At 68.8% G+C, this 1,133-nt stretch carries 1 protein-coding gene; it reads right to left on the bottom strand.

Annotated features, from left to right (window positions below; all coding sequences use genetic code 11):
- A partial coding sequence (locus tag J2848_RS35820) for an AMP-binding protein (protein WP_253568881.1) occupies nt 1-1,133 on the bottom strand: 1,133 nt, incomplete at both ends.

Raw genomic sequence — 1,133 nt, 5'->3', positions numbered from 1 at the left:
CAATGGTCGTCGAGATCCTTGGCCTCGACGCCACGGGCGCGCTTGACGAAGGCGACGACCCGCTGGCCCCAGCGCTCGTCGGGCAGGCCGGCGACCGCCACCTCCAGCACGCCGTCATGCAGGGACAGGACGCTCTCGATCTCGACCGGCGAGACGTTCTCTCCGCCAGTGATGATCATGTCGTCGACCCGGCCGGTGACGAACAGGTCACCGTCAACGTCGAAAAAGCCGATGTCGCCGGTGAAGTACCAGCCGGCATGCAGCGCCTTTGCGTCGGCGTCGGGGCGCTTCCAGTAGCCTTCGAAGGACTCGTCGCCCGACAGGTCGGCGACGATCTGCCCCTCTTCCCCGGCCGCCGCGCATTGGTCGGGATCGAAGCTGCCGAGGCGGACGATGCGGATCCGTTGGTTCAGCGCCGCCTTGCCGGCCGACCCCGGCTTGGCCGGGGCGTTCTGGTCGATGGTGAAGGTGTAGATCTCGGACGAGCCATAATGGTTGACGAACAGCTCCGGCCGGAAGGCGGTATCCAGCCGTTTCAGCAGGCCGTCGGTCATCGACGCCCCGGCGAAGCCCAGCTTGCGTACCGAGGACACATCGGTGCCTGCGAATTTCGGGTCGGCCAGCAGATCGTGGTAGAGCGTCGGCACGAGGTAGAGGCAGGTCAGACGCTCCGCCGCGATCAGGCCCAGCGCGCGGCCGGTGTCGAAGCGCGGCAGGCAGACGAAGCAACCGTCGACCAGCGCCATCGCCAGCAGCGACCGCACCCCCATCGTGTGGTAGAGCGGCATGACTCCCAGCGTGCGCTCGCCCCGGCGGTAGCAATTCTGGGCGACATGGGCGATGGCGGAGGCGCGCTCCGTCCGGTGACGGCGCGGCACGCCCTTGGGCTTGCCGGTGGTGCCGGAGGTGTAGAGGAACAGCGAGACATGCTCCGCCGTGGCGCGCGGCTGCGCCGGAGCCGGTTCGCTGTCCAGCAGGTCGGCGAAGCGGTGGTCGCTTCCATCGCCGGAATCGCCGACCGCCCAATCGCCAATCACAATGCGGGGCAGCGCCCGCGCCGCGGCGGACTCACCGACGGCCTCTGCCGACACGTCCTGATAGAACAGGGCGCGCACCTCGGCGTTGGGCAGGCA

The organism is Azospirillum lipoferum, assembly GCF_024170005.1.
GTDB lineage: Bacteria > Pseudomonadota > Alphaproteobacteria > Azospirillales > Azospirillaceae > Azospirillum > Azospirillum lipoferum.
This window is presented reverse-complemented; position numbering and strand designations above follow the sequence as displayed.